The organism is Dyella sp. (genome assembly GCF_035685805.1).
Lineage (GTDB): Bacteria > Pseudomonadota > Gammaproteobacteria > Xanthomonadales > Rhodanobacteraceae > Dyella_A.
The window spans coordinates 20,773-35,450 of the sequence record NZ_DASSAB010000061.1 but is presented as its reverse complement, the minus strand read 5'-3'; the positions used below and the strand labels follow the sequence as shown (position 1 = coordinate 35,450).

Annotated in this window: 12 protein-coding genes; 8 read left to right on the top strand and 4 right to left on the bottom strand. The window is 68.4% G+C overall.

Going from position 1 to position 14,678, the window contains the following annotated elements; genetic code table 11:
* Nucleotides 1-120 precede the first annotated feature (120 nt).
* From VFG40_RS17430 to VFG40_RS17415, 4 genes are all read right to left on the bottom strand, one after another.
* On the bottom strand, nt 121-990 hold the full coding sequence (locus VFG40_RS17430; RefSeq protein ID WP_324899900.1) for a ParB/RepB/Spo0J family partition protein: 870 nt from the start codon (nt 988-990) through the stop codon (nt 121-123).
* A gap of 2 nt (nt 991-992) precedes the next feature.
* Complete coding sequence (locus VFG40_RS17425; RefSeq protein ID WP_324899898.1) at nt 993-1,841, bottom strand: ParA family protein; 849 nt, start codon at nt 1,839-1,841, stop codon at nt 993-995.
* 100 nt (nt 1,842-1,941) lie between these two features.
* The gene (gene rsmG, locus VFG40_RS17420; protein WP_324899896.1) at nt 1,942-2,586 is read right to left on the bottom strand and encodes a 16S rRNA (guanine(527)-N(7))-methyltransferase RsmG; all 645 of its coding nucleotides are present in this window, start codon (nt 2,584-2,586) and stop codon (nt 1,942-1,944) included.
* Between the two features lie 140 nt (nt 2,587-2,726).
* A complete protein-coding gene (locus tag VFG40_RS17415) occupies nt 2,727-3,182 on the bottom strand; it encodes an SPFH domain-containing protein (protein WP_324899894.1) in 456 nt (151 codons plus the stop codon).
* Nucleotides 3,183-3,642: 460 nt separating this feature from the next.
* On the opposite strand from VFG40_RS17415, the gene VFG40_RS17410 reads away from it, so the two are divergent.
* From VFG40_RS17410 to VFG40_RS17375, 8 genes are all read left to right on the top strand, one after another.
* A complete protein-coding gene (locus VFG40_RS17410) occupies nt 3,643-4,668 on the top strand; it encodes a LacI family DNA-binding transcriptional regulator (RefSeq protein ID WP_324899892.1) in 1,026 nt (341 codons plus the stop codon).
* 46 nt (nt 4,669-4,714) lie between these two features.
* Nucleotides 4,715-7,762: a TonB-dependent receptor gene (locus VFG40_RS17405; protein ID WP_324899890.1), complete on the top strand. Its 3,048-nt coding sequence runs from the start codon at nt 4,715-4,717 to the stop codon at nt 7,760-7,762.
* A gap of 91 nt (nt 7,763-7,853) precedes the next feature.
* Nucleotides 7,854-9,386: a tryptophan halogenase family protein gene (locus VFG40_RS17400; protein WP_324899888.1), complete on the top strand. Its 1,533-nt coding sequence runs from the start codon at nt 7,854-7,856 to the stop codon at nt 9,384-9,386.
* A 103-nt stretch (nt 9,387-9,489) separates the two neighbouring features.
* Nucleotides 9,490-10,959, top strand: a complete 1,470-nt coding sequence (locus tag VFG40_RS17395; protein WP_324899886.1) for a glucoamylase family protein — start codon at nt 9,490-9,492, stop codon at nt 10,957-10,959.
* 92 nt (nt 10,960-11,051) lie between these two features.
* Nucleotides 11,052-12,311 carry a sugar ABC transporter substrate-binding protein gene (locus VFG40_RS17390; protein WP_324899972.1) on the top strand — a complete coding sequence of 420 codons (1,260 nt, stop codon included), beginning with the start codon at nt 11,052-11,054 and terminating at the stop codon, nt 12,309-12,311.
* Entirely contained in the window at nt 12,308-13,198 is an 891-nt protein-coding gene (locus tag VFG40_RS17385; protein WP_324899884.1) for a carbohydrate ABC transporter permease, read from the top strand. The genes VFG40_RS17390 and VFG40_RS17385 overlap by 4 nt, the downstream gene beginning before the upstream one ends.
* The gene (locus tag VFG40_RS17380; protein ID WP_324899882.1) at nt 13,195-14,016 is read left to right on the top strand and encodes a carbohydrate ABC transporter permease; all 822 of its coding nucleotides are present in this window, start codon (nt 13,195-13,197) and stop codon (nt 14,014-14,016) included. Before VFG40_RS17385 ends, VFG40_RS17380 begins: the two co-directional genes overlap by 4 nt.
* 121 nt (nt 14,017-14,137) lie before the next feature.
* A complete protein-coding gene (locus tag VFG40_RS17375; RefSeq protein ID WP_324899880.1) occupies nt 14,138-14,671 on the top strand; it encodes a gluconokinase in 534 nt (177 codons plus the stop codon).
* Nucleotides 14,672-14,678 lie beyond the last annotated feature (7 nt).

Below are 14,678 nucleotides of genomic sequence, written 5' to 3'. Positions count from 1 at the left end.
CAAGCGCGCGGGCCGCGCTGGATGGCGCGACGGCGCCCCGTGCACCCACTGGCGCGTGCTTACTGCTGCAGGCGTGACGCCGTGCTCACGCAGCCGCGCCGCCGGCGACTGGCGGCATGCTCAGCGGATCTTGCCGAGGATGCCCTCGAGCTCGTCGTTGCTGTGGTAGTGGATCACCAGCTTGCCCCTGCCGCCGCGCCCCTGCGCCAGCTCCACGCGGGTGGCGAAGCGCTCGGCCAGCTCGCGCTCCAGGTCGGCGACATTGGGGTCACGCGACGGCTCGCGTTTCGCCTTGCCCTTGGGTGCGGTCTGCGCCTTGCGCGCGGCCTCTTCGAGCTCGCGCACGGTCCAGCCGTTGCGGGCCGCTTCCAGCGCCAGCGACTCGGCCTCGCGTTCGGGCAGGGTGAGCAGGCAGCGGGCGTGGCCCATCTCCAGCTTGCCCTCGTCGAGCAGCTTCTTGATCGTGTTGGGCAGATCGGTGAGGCGCAGCAGGTTGGAGACCGAGGCGCGCGAGCGGCCCACGGCGTCGGCGGCCTGCTGGTGGGTGAGGTCGAAATCGTCGATCAGCCGCTTCAGCGCATCGGCCTCTTCCAGTGGCGTGAGGTCCTGCCGCTGGATGTTCTCGATCAGCGCCATCGCCGGCACGGCGACCTCGGGCACGTCCTTCACCAGCGCCGGGATCTCGCTCATCTGCGCGCGCTGCGCGGCACGCCAGCGGCGCTCGCCGGCGATCAGCTCGTAGCTGTTCTTGCCGAGTGCGCGCACCACCACCGGCTGGATCAGGCCCTGCGCCTTGATCGACGCCGCCAGTTCGTCCAGCGCCTCGTCGTTCCAGTGCCGGCGCGGCTGGTACTTGCCCGGCTGGATCTGCTGGATCGGCAGCGTACGCAGCTCGCCCTCCTGGTCGATCACCGATGGCGTGCCGGCGTCGTCGCCGCCGCCGAGCAGGGCGTCGAGCCCGCGTCCGAGTCCACGCTTTTTCGCGGCCATGCTTACTCCTGGTGAAGATTGACCGCGACGGCCTGCGCGGAGGCGGGATCGTCGTGCATGTCCGCCAACGCGGCGAGCGCCGCCTGGGCGCCGCGCTCGCGGCGGATGATCTCGCCGGCGAGCCCGATATAGGCGATCGCGCCGCGCGAGCTGCGGTCGTACAGATGAATGGGCTGGCCGTGGCTGGGTGCCTCGGCAAGGCGCACATTGCGCGGGATGATCGAGCGCAACACCTTGTCGCCGAAATGCTGGGTGAGCTGGGCGGACACCTCGTTGCCGAGGTTGTTGCGTACGTCGTACATGGTGCGCAGCAGGCCTTCGATCTCCAGCGTCGGGTTCAGCCGCTGGCGCACGGCACGCACCGTGTCGAGCAGGCTGGAGAGCCCTTCGAGCGCGAAGTACTCGCACTGCACCGGGATCAACAGGCCGTGCGCTGCGGTAAGTGCGTTCAGGGTGAGCAGGTGCAGCGACGGCGGGCAGTCGATCAGGATCGTCTGGTAGCGATCGGACACCTTCGCCAGCTGCTCCTTGAGGCGGCTTTCGCGCGCGAGCTGGTCCATCAGCTTGAGCTCCGCGGCGGTGAGGTCGCCATTGCCCGGCAGCAGGTCGTACTGCGCCTCGGTGGCGACGATGGCCTGTTCGATCGGCGCCTCTTCCATCAGCACTTCGCAGCCGTTGGGCCGCGCCTCGCGCTTGTCCACGCCCGAGGCCATGGTGGCGTTGCCCTGCGGATCGAGGTCGACCAGCAACACCTTGCGCTTGGCCGCGGCCAGCGAGGCGGCGAGGTTGACGGCGGTGGTGGTCTTGCCGACGCCACCCTTCTGGTTGGCGACAGCGATGATGCGGGCCATGGTGTCGTCGCTACCGTTCGCGGTCGAAAAGGAAAGTTAGATTAGCAGGCCGCCGGGCCGCACCGTCGCCGGGGCGACTGCTTCGGGCATGCAGGCCCATTCAGGCGACGGCTGCGTCCGCGTGCGTCAGCACCGCCAGATGGCGCTCGCCCTCCAGCCCCGGTACCTGCAGCACGTGCATGGCGCGCAGGGCAAAGCCCGCCGGCACGCCGGCAAGCTCCTCGTCGGGGCGGCGCCCTTTCATCGCCAGCCAGCGCCCGCCCGGCGCCAGCAGGTGCCCGCCCCAGCCGAGCATGTCGGCGAAGCTGGCGAACGCACGCGCGGTGATGCAGTCGAACTGACCGGTGACGTCTTCCACCCGCGACTGCACCGCACGCACGCCTTCGAGCTTGAGCGAACGGATCGCCTCGCGCAGGAAGCGCACCTTCTTGCCGTTGGAGTCCACCAGCAGGATCTCCCGGCCCGGGGCGGCCAGGGCCAGCACGATGCCGGGCAGGCCCGGGCCGGTACCGAGGTCGGCAAGGGTCTTGCCGCTGACGTGAGGCAGGATCGCCAGCGAGTCGAGCAAATGGCGCGTGACCATCTCGGCCGGGTCGCGCACGGCGGTGAGGTTGTAAGCCGCGTTCCAGCGCTCGAGCAGCGCCTGGTAATCGAGCAACCGCGCCACCGCGTCGTCGGGCAGGCGCAAGCCGAGCGCGGCAATGCCCTGTTCGAGCTGCGATTGGAGGACGGTGCGCTCGGTCATCTCGATTTCCGTGTGGCGGGACGGCGGGCCGCGGAGTATCGGGCGCTGCCGACGCAAAAGAAAACCCGCCGAAGCGGGCTGGTAACAACGCCTCCCCTGGCGCGGCGGCTCTCGGGCCGGGCCTGCGCAAGATCAACTGGCTACGCGAGCTCCAGATCGACCCGGGTCACCATCATGCCGCGCTCGCGAAGCGAGCCGTTGAGTGCCTGCTTCAGGCGGGTGCCGATGGCGCGACGATCGGCGCCGGCATCGTCCGCCTCGCCCCGCAGCGCTTCCAGCGCGCCGTGCCGGATCAGCTGCACCGCCTGCTCGATCACCGCGTCGGCCCGCTCCGGTTCCAGCACCTGCCAGTACACCGTGCCGCGCCACTCGCGCTGATCGGCCTGTGCCTGCTCGAAGCGCAGCGTCTGGCCCGCCAGATCGATCCGGTGCCCGATGCGGTCGAGCCCCGGCAACACCCAGTGGGTCCCGGACTGCAGCAGCCGCCGCGGCTTGCCAAGGCGATACAGGCTGTGGACCTGACCGGGTGGAACGCGGCGCACCGCGCCGGCGAAACCGGCAAGGGCGAGCAAGGCCGCGGTAGTGAGGGCAATCATGGCTGGATAATCAGTAGGTTGATGACAGGTTGTGATGAGAACCGGAGGTTCACCATACAGCCGCTTGTCTGCGCTTAGATTAATTTAAATTTAACCGCGTGCAAGCGGAATCTTAAATTTTCGTGATGCGGTGCTCTGATGGGGCGTTCGGTGTGCATTTGTGCGATGGGGTCGCTGCACAGACCTATCGGCGTGCTGTTTGCCGGCTTGAGGGGCTGGTGACCCGGGACAGGCGCTTGTCGGGTGGCTCCTGCTTGTTGCACCGCAGGAATAGAGGCACTGCGTCGACGGCCGCCGAAATCGCATCACCCGGGCGGCCTTGCGTGAGCACGGTGTCAACGCCTGACGAATCATCCCGCAGCGCAACAAATCGCTGATTTCCAAAAGCTTTACAAACTTCCATGAAAACGTTTACGTTCCGCCCAGCGCTGGGGTCGGCGCGGACCAAAGGGCCGGATTCGTGACAACGGTGACCATCAAAGACGTGGCGCGCGAGGCCAAGGTGTCGGTCGCCTCGGTGTCGCGCGCGCTCAACGGCAGCGGCGGTGTCACGGCCGAGACCGAGCGGCGCATCCGCGAGGTCGCCGCGCGGCTGCGCTACGTGCCACACAGCGCCGCCCGCAGCCTGATCACCCGGCGCACGCACACCATTGGCGCCTTGCTGCCAGACCTGTATGGCGAGTTCTTCTCCGAGCTGATCCGCGGTATCGACCAGGCGGCGCGAGCACGCGGGCTGCATCTGCTGGTGTCCAGCTCGCACGACGGCGTCGAGGACGCGGCCGCGGCCCTGCAGGCGATGCGTGGCCGCGTCGACGGCATGCTGATCCTTTCCTCGCGCGCAGACCTGCCGTTCCTGCAGGCCAACCTGCCCGAGTCGCTACCGACCGTGCTGCTCAACAGCGCCGTGCGGAGCCCGCACTACAGCGTGCTGAACATCGACAACGAAGCCGGCGCCCGCGCCATGGTGCGTCACCTGGTCGACTGCGGCCTGCATGACATTGCCTTCATCGGCGGTCCCGAGGGCAATTTCGATGCGCAGCAGCGCGAACACGGCTACCGCAGCGCCATGGCGGAGCTGGCTCCGGACGGGCTGGCCCAGGTGATTCCGGGCGACTTCACCGAAGAGGCCGGCTACCGCGCGGGCCGCCAGCTGCTGGCCCAGGCACGGCGGCCGCAGGCGGTGTTCGCGGGCAACGACATGATGGCGATCGGCTGCCTTTATGCGCTGAAGGAAGCCGGTCTGGATATTCCCCGCGAGATGGCGGTGACCGGGTTCGACGATATCCCGGTGACCCGTTACGTCTCGCCGCCGCTGACCACGGTGCGCGTGCGCATCGTGGACCTGGGGCGAAGTGCGCTCGAGCGACTGGCCGCGCTGCTGGATGCATCCGACCAGACCCCCGTATCAGCCGACACCCTCGGCTGCGAAATCGTGGTCCGCGACAGCTGCGGCGCGCGAGGGTTGCCACCCGCTGCCACCACCTGAAGCCCGCTCAGGGCAATCAATAAAAACATCCTTTGGGAGGGTCGACATGAAGGCTCCACTGCAATTGAAGAGAAAGCTGCTCGCCAGCGTCATCGCCACCAGCATCGTGGCGATCGGCGCGGCGCCATCGACGGCATGGAGCCAGTCCGCCTACGCCACGCTGCGCGGCAATGCGCCGCCCAATGCGCAGGTCACGGCGTTCAACCCCGCCACCGGTACGACCCGCCGCACCACCGCCAGCGCCGACGGCAGCTATACGTTGACCGGCCTGCAACCGGGCACGTACCAGGTGGACGCCGGCCCGGGGACGCAGAAGGCGGTCACCCTGACGGTGGCTTCAACCTCCACGCTCAACCTGGAAGCCGCCGCGGCGGGCGCGGCGGCACCGGCGTCGGCCGCCAATGCCACCACGATGGGCGCAGTCACCGTCTCGGCCACCACGCTGCAGGAAGTGCGTACGCCGGAAGTCGGCGGCACCGTCTCGCAGCATCAGATCGACACCATCCCGCAGATCTCGCGCAACTTCCTGGAGTTCGCCGACACCGTGCCGGGCATGATTTTCGAGGTCAGCTCCAACGGCAACACCACGTTGCGCGGCGGTGCGCAGAACAAGAGCTCCACCAACGTCTACATCGACGGCGTCGGCCAGAAGAGCTACGTCAAGGAAGGCGGCATCAGCGGCCAGATCGGCAGCCAGGGCAATCCGTTCCCGCAGCTGGCGATCGGCGAGTACAAGGTGATCACCTCCAACTACAAGGCCGAGTACGACCAGATCTCCTCGGCAGCGGTGACGGCGCAGACCAAGTCCGGTACCAACGAGTTCCACGGCGAGGTATTCGGTCGCTACACCAACGACGCATTCCGCGAGCGCACCCCGGCGGAGGAGGCAGCCGACCGCAAGACCGAGTCTGAGGAGAAGGAGTACGGCTTCGCCATCGGCGGACCGATCATCAAGGACAAGATGCACTTCTTCGGCACCTACGAGGCGAAGCGCTTCAATACGCCGATCACGGTGGTGCCGGACGCCAATGCCATTCCGGGCGTGCCGTACCTGCCGGCCGATGCGGCCGCTCAGCTCGGACCGTCGAACCTGCCGTTCGAGGAAAACCTGTATTTCGGCAAGATCGACTGGGAGCCGACCGACCGCGACCGCTTCGAGCTGAGCGCGCAGATCCGCAAGGAGAACCAGACCGGCGGTATCGGCGGTCCCACCTCGGCGTCTGCGGCGTACAAGACCAAGAACGACGACAAGCGCTACGTGCTGCGTTGGCAGCACAGCGGCGAGGCGTACTTCAACGAGCTGCTGTTGACCCACGAGGACGCGTTCAACGCCCCGGTCGCCAACAACCTCGGCAACGGCGTGGTGTACACCTACCCGCTGCCCGACTCCGACCCGACCATCGTCGCCACCGGCGCGGCCAATCCGCTGTCGACCCAGAACAAGGGCCAGAAGGGACCGTCGATCCAGGACGACCTCACCTTCAACGATCTGGAGTGGAACGGCGACCACGTCGTCAAGACCGGTTTCAAGTACAAGGACATCACCCTCACCGCCGCCGACGCGGCCGACATCAATCCGCAGTTCTACTACGACGTCACCGCCGGCGGCGTGAGCGCGATTCCCTACAAGGCATTCTTCACCAAGCCCGTGACCGGGCTCGGGCTCAGCCCGACGGTCGAGACCAAGGCCAAGCAGTTCGGCATCTACGTGCAGGACGACTGGGCGGTCAACGACAAGCTCACGCTGAATCTCGGCGTGCGCTGGGACTACGAGAAAAACCCCGCGTACACCGATTTCGTCACGCCGCAGAACGTGATCGACGCGCTGAACAGCCCCAACCCCGACCCGAACGCGCCGGCCGGGCAGACCTATGCCCAGGCGCTGGCGCTGGGTGGCATCAACGTCAACGACTACATCAGCAACGGCCACAACCGGAAGAACTTCAAGGGCGAGTGGCAGCCCCGCCTGGGCTTCTCGTACGACCTCAACAACGACGAGGCGCACGTGATCCATGGCGGCGTCGGCCGCGCCTACGACCGCAACCTGTTCGACTACCTGCAGCTGGAGACCACCAAGGCGGCGCTGCCGCAGTACACGGTGTACTTCCGTGATCCTGCTACCGGCAACTGCCATCGGGGCTCCAACCCGGACGCCTGCTACGACTGGGACCCGAGCTACCTCAACGGCCTGCCCAACCTGCAGGCGCTGCTCGCGTCGAGCAATGCCGGCACCGAAGTGGACGTGCTCAACAACCACCTCAAGGCGCCGCACTCGGACCAGTTCAGCATCGGCATGTCGAACCGCATCGGCGAGTGGCAGACCGACGCCACGCTGGCGCGCGTGCTGAGCTACGACGGCTTCGGCTTCACCTTGGGCAACCGCTATCCGAACGGCGATTTCTTCCAGGGCGGCAGTCAGCCGTGGGGCAACGGCGTGCCGGGCTTCGGCGCGCTGATCGTGGGCAACAACGGCATCGAGACACGCACCACCCAGCTGCTGCTGTCGGCCAACAAGCCGTATGACCAAGAATCCGGCTGGGGCGCCACGTTCTCATACACCTACACCAGCGCCACCCAGAACCGGGACATCGGCGAGCACTACTCGTTCGACGAGGCCACGCTCGGGAACTACCCGTTCATCGACTCCAATGCGGCCCCGCGCCATCGCCTGGTCGCCACCGGGGTGGTCGACGGGCCGTGGGACATCACGATGTCGGTCAAGCTGACACTGGCGACGCCGACGCCCGGCAACACCACCGCCTGCTACGGACCATACGTCTTCGCCACCGGCAGCACCTGCACGCCGATCGCCGGTACCCCCGAAGGCAGCGGCCGCTTCCTGGTCGGGCCGAAGATCTTCGGTTACCGCGACGTGGACTTCCAGGCGACCAAGAACTTCGAGCTGGGCCACGGCGTCACGTTGTATGGGCGCTTCGACGTGCTCAACGTGTTCAATTTCAGGAACTACAACGACCTGATCTACCAGATCCCCGCGGGCGCATCGCCCTATGTGCTGCAGACCCGCTACAACCCGACCGGCAACATCACCTTCGTCCCGCGGACGTTCAAGTTCGAAGTGGGCATGAAGTTCTAGGTGTCGATACGGCACCGCGGATCGATGCATCCGCGGTGCCAACTTTTCTCCCGGCGCGGCCTGGCCGCGCCGCTTTTCTTGCGGGTGCGGCATGAGCGATTCGCGCATCAAGAACATCGTGATCGTCGGCGGCGGTACCGCCGGCTGGATGGCCGCGGCGGCGTTCGCCAAGGTGCTGGGGCCGGAATACGCGGTCCGGCTGGTCGAGTCGGAGGAGATCGGCACGGTCGGCGTGGGCGAGGCCACCGTGCCGCACCTGAAGCTGTTCAACAACCTGCTCGGGATCGACGAGATCGAGTTCGTGCGGCGCGTCCAGGGCACGTTCAAGCTGGGCATCCAGTTCAACGACTGGGGCCAACTGGGCGACTCCTACATCCACGGCTTCGGCGACCTGGGCCGCATGCTCGGCCTGCTGCCTTTTCACCAGTACTGGGTTCGCGCGGCGCAGCTGGGGCTGGCGGCGGACCTGGGCGAGTATTCCCTCAACACGCTGGCGGCACCGCGCGGCAAGTTCATGGCCTCGGCCAGCGACGCGCCGCCCGGCTCGCCGCTGGCGAACGTCGCCTACGCCTACCACTTCGACTCCGGCCGCTACGCGCGCATGCTGCGCGAGTTTGCCGAGGCACGCGGTGTGCACCGCATCGAAGGCAAGATTGCGCAGGTGCGCCAGCGTGCCGGCGACGGCTACGTGCAGGCGGTGGTGCTGGAGAGCGGCGAGGCGATTGAGGGCGAGCTGTTCATCGACTGCTCCGGCTTCCGCGGATTGCTGATCGAGCAGACGCTGCACGCCGGCTACGACGACTGGACCCACTGGCTGCCCTGCGACCGCGCCCTGGCGGTGGCCTGCGAGAAGGTGGGCCCGCCCACCTCGTACACCCGCTCCACCGCCCGCGCCGCCGGCTGGCAGTGGCGCATTCCGCTGCAGCACCGCACCGGCAACGGCTACGTGTATTCCAGCGCGCACGTCGGCGATGACGAGGCGGCGGCCACGTTGCTCGCCAACCTCGACGGCAAGGCGCTGGGCGACCCGCGCCCGCTGCGCTTCACCACCGGCCTGCGGCGCAAGGCGTGGGACCGCAACGTGGTGGCACTGGGCCTGGCCAGCGGCTTCATGGAGCCGCTGGAGTCGACCAGCATCTTCCTGATCCAGTCGGGCATCTCGCGACTGCTGAACCTGTTTCCGCGGCAGGACTTCAGCCCCGTGCTGATCGAGCGCTACAACGCGCAGACGCGGTTCGAGTGCGAGCGCATCCGCGACTTCCTGATCCTGCATTACCACGCCACCCGGCGCAGCGACACGCCGTTCTGGAACCAGTGCCGCGCGATGGACATCCCCGCCTCGCTGAAGGAGAACATTGCGCTGTTCCGCGACAGCGGGCGGTTCTTCCGCGAGGGTGAAGAGATGTTCGCGCTGGTCAGCTGGGTGCAGGTGATGATCGGCCAGGGCATCGTGCCGGAGCGTTATCACCCGCTGGTCGACCAGCTGCCGCCGCACGAGCTGGCCGCGTTCATGCAGCACGTGCAGCGCGTGGTGGGCGACTGCGTCGACGCGATGCCGGCACACGAGGCGTTCATCGCCCGCTATTGCCAGGCGCCCCCGGCGGATGCAGCGATCGCCGCCTGATCTTTCGCTGGCGCACCCGATCGCGCCGGCATCGCGCCGTCCCCACGGCGTTGGCGGGCCGGCAAGGCCCGTGTTCCCCCGTAGCCATGCGAGTGTGTACGCCATGTTCCCTGCTGTCGTGAAAACCCTTTGCACCACTGCCGCGTCCGCGGCGCTGGTGCTCGCCGGCGCGTGCGCGGCGCCGGCCCGCGCCGCGGCGGGCGGTGCCGCTCCCGCCTACCGCCCCAGCGCCGCCCAGCAGGCGATGGTGGACGACCTGGAGCAGCGCACGTTCCGCTGGTTCTGGGACAGCGCCGATCCGGTCACCGGGATGGTGCCGGACCACTACCCGGGCGAGTCGTTCTCGAGCATCGCCGCGGTGGGCTTCGGCCTCACCGCGTACGGCATCGGCGTGGAGCGCGGCTACATCACGCGCGAGCAGGCGGTACAGCGCACGCTGGCCACACTGAAGTTCTTCCACGACGCGCCGCAGAACGCCAGCGAAGACGACGCAGCCGGCTACCACGGCTTCTTCTATCACTTCCTCGACATGCAGACGGGCAAGCGCGAAGGGCGCTGGACCGAGCTGTCGAGCGTGGACACCACGCTGCTGCTCGGCGGCGTGCTGTTCGCGCAGTCGTACTACGACCGCGCCACGGCCGAGGAAGAGCAGATCCGCGCACTGGCCGACGCGATCTACCGCGCGGTGGAGTGGCCGTGGATGCAGGCACGCCCGCCGCTGATCTCGATGGGCTGGACCCCCGGCGGCAAGTTCATTCCGGCTGACTGGAAGGGCTACAACGAGGGCAAGCTGGTCTACATCCTGGCACTGGGCTCGCCCACCCACCCGGTCGACCCGGTGGCGTGGAAGGCCTGGTCGTCCACCAACGACACCACCTGGGGCCGCTTCTACGGCCAGACCTTCCTTAACTTCGCGCCGCTGTTCGGGCACCAGTACACCGAAGCCTGGATCGATTTCCGCGGCATCCGCGACGACTGGAACCGCCAGCACAACCTCGACTACTTCGAGAACGGCCGCCGCGCCACCTACAGCCAGCGCAACTACGCCATCGCCAACCCCGGCGGCTGGACCGGCTACGGCAAGAACGTGTGGGGCCTGACCGCCAGCAACGGCCCGGGCGGCTTCATCGTCAAGAGCGCACAGGGCGAGAAGAAGTTCGAGGGCTACACCGCGCGGGGGGCCGGGCTGGATTACATCTCCGACGACGGCACCATCGCGCCGACGGCGGCCGGCGGCTCGATCGCCTTTGCGCCGGAGATCGTGATCCCCGCGCTGGCCGAAATGAAGCGGCGTTACGGCAAGCACATCTATGACCAGTACGGCTTCGTCGACGCCTTCAACCCCAGCTTCCACACCCAGACCGAGCTGCGTACGGGCAAACTGGTGCCGGACCTGGGCTGGGTAGATGACGAACAGCTCGGCATCGACCAAGGGCCGATCCTGCTGATGATCGCCAACTGGCGCAGTGGCTTCGTCTGGAGCGTGATGAAGAAGAACGCGTACATCCGCAAGGGGCTCGAGCGCGCCGGCTTCACCGGCGGCTGGCTCGACGAGGCGACGGCCACGCCGTGACGGCCGCCGCGCGCCAGCGCCTGCTGCTGCCGGTGCCGCGCGTACCCGGTTGCGTGGCGCGGCATCGGCCGGTGTTTCGCATCGGCCGGTGGATGCGCGGCATCGCGGGGGTGGCGCTGCTCGCACTCGGCGGCTGCCAGGCTCGCGCGCCGGCCACCCAAACACTCGAGTTCTGGACCTTCGGCGGCGAAGGCGAGGCGGTGCAGGCCCTGCTGCCGGCGTTCGAGCGCGCGCACCCGCAGATCCGCGTGCGGCTGCAGCAGCTGCCGTTGAGCGCCGCGCACCAGAAGGTGCTCACCGCCTATGCGGGCGGCTCGATGCCCGACCTGATGCAGCTGGGCAACACCTGGCTGCCGGAGCTGGCCGCGCTGCACGCGCTGGAGCCGCTGCAGTCGCGCGTGACGCGCTCGGCGGTGGTGCAGCCGGATGACTACTTCGCCAGCATCTGGGCTACCAACATGGTCGACGGCACGCTGTACGGCGTGCCCTGGTACGTCGACACCCGGCTGTTGTTCTACCGGCGCGACCTGCTCGCCGCCGCCGGCTTCGACCAGCCACCGCAGGACTGGGCGCAATGGCGGCGCATGCTCGCGGCGCTCAGCGATCCGGCCGCACACCGCTACGGCATCCTGCTGCCGACCAACGAGTACGAGCAGCTGATGTCGCTGGCGCTGCAGCAGGACACGCCGCTGCTGCGCGACGGCAACCGCTACGGCAACTTCCGCAGCGCCGGGTTCCGCCGCGCTTTGTCGTTCTATGTCGACACCTTCCGTCTGCACCAGGCACCGGCGATCACCAATGTGGAAGCGGGCAACCCGTGGCAGGAATTCGGCCGCGGCACCTATGCGTTCTACTTTTCCGGGCCCTGGAACATCGGCGAGTTTCGCCACCGACTGCCGGCCGCGCAGCAGGACGCCTGGGCCACCGCACCGCTGCCCGGCCCGGATGGTCGCGGCGCGGGCGCGGCCGGCGGCGCCAGCTTGGTGATCGTGCGGGCGTCGCAGCACAAGGCGGCCGCCTGGGCGCTGATCGAATACCTGTCCGAGCCGGCGGTGCAGCGTCGTTTCTATGCGCTGCTGGGCGACATGCCGCCGCGACGCAGCGCGTGGTCCGAAGGCGCGCTCAGCCGCGATCCCAAGGCGCAGGCGTTCCGCCGGCAACTCGAACACGTGCGGCCGACGCCGCCGGTGCCGGAGTGGGAGCGCATCGCCAACGAGATGCAGCTGGTGGCGGCACGGGCGATCGCCGGCGAGCTCACCATCGACGCGGCCTGTGTCGAGCTGGACCGGCGCGTGGACGCGATCCTGGCCAAGCGCCGGTGGGTGCTCGCGCGGCGCGAGGCCACGCCGTGAATCCGCCGCGCGCCGCGTGGCTGTTCCTGGCTCCCGCGCTGGCGGTGCTGGCGGTGTTCTTCCTGCTGCCGGTGCTCGGCGCGCTGGCGCTCAGCCTTACCGACTACGACCTCTACGCGCTGGCGGACGTGCACAACCTGCGCTTCGTCGGCCTGCACAACTACTGGGCGCTGCTGCACCGGCCGCTGTTCTGGTCGGCGCTGGGACACACCGTGTATTTCGTGGCGGTGGGCGTGCCGCTGTCGGTGGCCGCCTCGCTGGGCGCCGCGCTGCTGCTGAACTCACCGCTGACCCGCGCGCGCGCGTTCTTCCGCACCGCGCTGTTCGCACCGGTGGTGACCACGGTGGTGGCGGTCGCGCTGATCTGGCGCTACCTGTTCAACACGCGCTACGGCGTGGTCAACGGGGTACTCGGGCAGCTCGGCATCGGGCCAGTCGACTGGCTCGGCGACCCGCGCTGGGCGATGCCCACGATCATCGCCTTCGCGGTGTGGAAGAACTTCGGCTACAACATGATCATCTTCATGGCCGGGCTGCAGGCGATTCCGGGCGAGCTGTACGAGGCCGCCCGCATCGATGGCGCCTCGCCATGGCGGCAGCTGCGCCACATCACCCTGCCGATGCTGCGCCCGACGGCACTGATGGTGGCGATCCTCACCGTCTCGGGGTACTTCCAGCTGTTCGCCGAGCCCTACGTGATGACCGAAGGCGGTCCGCTGCAGAGCACGGTCAGCGTGCTCTACCTGATGTACGACGAGGGATTCACCTGGTGGAACCTCGGCTCGGCCTCGGCGGTGGCCTTTCTGCTGTTCCTGGTGATGTTCGCGGTGACCGCGGCCATGCTGTACCTGGCGCGCAACCACGACGACGCGAGCGAGCGCGCATGAGTCCGCGCACCGGCAAGGTGCTGGTCCACGTCGCGCTCGTCGGCGCCGCGGCGATGGCGCTGTTTCCACTGGCCTGGATGGCTTCGGTGTCGCTGATGCACCCGGGCGAGAGTGGCGCCCTGCCGCCGCCGCTGCTGCCGGCACACCCCACGCTGGCGAACTACCGCACGCTGTTCCTGCGCGCCGGCATGGGCCGCTACCTGCTCAACAGCCTGGGGGTGTCCGGCGCGATCACGCTGGTGTCGCTGGCGTTCAACCTGATGGCCGGGTACGCCTTCGCCAAGCTGCGCTTCGCCGGCCGCACGCTGCTGTTCCGCGGCCTGCTCGGCGCCCTGGTGATTCCGGCGCAGGTGGCGATGCTGCCGCTGTTCCTGCTGCTGAAATACCTGGGCCTGGTCAACAGCTATGCCGGCGTCGTGCTGCCGGCCATGGCGAGCGTGTTCGGCATTTTCCTGGTGCGCCAGTACGCGCGCGGGATTCCGCGCGAACTGCTGGAGGCGGCGCGCATCGACGGCGCCAGCGAGGCGCGCATCTTCGTGCAGATCGTGCTGCCGCTGCTGCGGCCGGTGATCGCCACGCTGGCGATCGTCACCTTCCTCACCGCATGGAACGATTTCATGTGGCCGCTGATCGTGCTGACCGGGCAGGATCACTACACGCTGTCGATCGGGCTGGCCTCGCTGTCACGCGAGCATGCGCGCGATACCGAGTTGATGATGGCCGGCTCGGTGGTCACCGTGCTGCCGGTGCTGGCGCTGTTCCTGGCGCTGCAGCGCTATTACCTGCAAGGCCTGCTGCTGGGCAGCGTGAAGCGATGACCGCGACGTATGCGGGCCGGCCGCGGCCGGATGTGCGGCCACTCCCGACATCACCACGGGCGGCACGGCGCGCGGTGCCGCACCGTCTGGAGCGCCCGCGCGCTGCGGTCGCCGGTGTCGCATGACGGCCGATCGAACACACGCCGCAGCAGGCCCGCGGATGGTCGTGGTGATGGGCGTGTCCGGCAGCGGCAAGAGCACCTTCGGCGCCGCGCTGGCCGACGCCATGGGGGCATCGTTTCTCGATGCGGACGACCTGCATCCGCCTGCCAACCGCGGCAAGATGGCCGCCGGTATCGCGCTGGACGACAGCGACCGCGGCGGCTGGCTCGACGCCGTGGCGCTCTGGATGGCTGACCGGATCGAGCAGGGCGCGTCCGGCGTGGTCGCCTGCTCGGCCCTGCGCCGGAGTTATCGCGAGCGGCTGCGGGCGGCCGGCCCCGGCGTGCGGTTCGTGTACCTCGCGGTGCCGCGCGCCGAGCTGGCGCGGCGCATGCGGGCGCGTCGCCATTTCATGCCGGTGACGCTGCTGGACAGCCAGCTGGCGACGCTGGAGCCGCCGGCGCAGGACGAGCACGCGTGCCTTGTCGACGGAGCTGCGCCGGTGCCGGACGCGCTGGCGCGCGTCCTTTCGTGGCTGGCGGCAGCAGGATAGGGCGCAG